Here is a 948-nt window from a genome sequence, read left to right as displayed (position 1 = left end):
TGCGTTAGGCTACTGACTCCCGCAAGGTGAACAGGAAGCTTTAGCTGCTCATTCACAGCCTTGAGCGCTTCAACCCAATGAGGCTGTAACTTGCCTGTTGACTCAGGACGAACGTAAACCCCCGCACTTATCTTGTACAACCAACCACTCTGCACATATTTTCTCACCAAAGATGAGCTGATCTCATTTTGTGTCAACCACGACTGAAGCACTACCGCACCAGGACTCGTATGATTAATCAGCCAGTTTATTTTTGATGACATAGTTGCACCATAAGTACCAAAATACAGAGTAAATTAAACCAACTATAGAAGCGGAGTTTATTAATTGCAAATTATTAGTACCTAAAGTGCACTTTTAACGTAAATTATAAACTCGCTGAATGAGAGGGAGGCAGCCGTTGTTCCGCGGTTAAATACAATCGGTCACCATCGAGCATAAACAAATGCAATATCATTTTTTTGCATGAGCTTAGATCAGTTCTCTAGAGATCTAACAACTCAAAACAGGGAACTAGTGGCAGGTTTTAACGGAAGACATGAATAATCTGCATAATCAAATTCAGATTAACTATTCTATTAATACAACCTCTTTTGCCTAAAACTAATCAACACGCGATATAACTAGTCGGAATGGGAATAACAGGCCTTATATGGGTCTGAATCAGTTCTCTTGAGTTTAATTCATTCTAGGGCGTAAGCGCCAAAAAAAGCCGCGAAATGAGCTCTAGGCGAGTTTTAGGGCTCGCGTGAATCAGTCTGGCACAGAGTGATTTACTAGCCCATTTTTGGACAAATGCATGTTAGATTCCCAACTCTAATTTTTGAGTTTCGGATTAAGATTTCTATGGGTAACGCCTTGCTCACCGGCGAGTAAGTTGGTGCTATTTTTGCGGCCTTTTCTTTTAGCAAAAACCGCGACAACTGTATCGAGTCCGCATGCAGCAAC

General features: G+C 41.5%; 1 protein-coding gene. It reads right to left on the bottom strand.

Annotated elements, in window-relative coordinates; all coding sequences use genetic code 11:
• The coding region (locus tag FW758_RS24625) for an AbiEi antitoxin N-terminal domain-containing protein (protein ID WP_446446830.1) at positions 1 to 263 on the bottom strand (263 nt) is incomplete at its 3' end.
• Positions 264 to 948: the final 685 nt, after the last annotated feature.

It is taken from the genome of Shewanella sp. 1180_01 (assembly GCF_052850535.1).
This window is presented reverse-complemented; position numbering and strand designations above follow the sequence as displayed.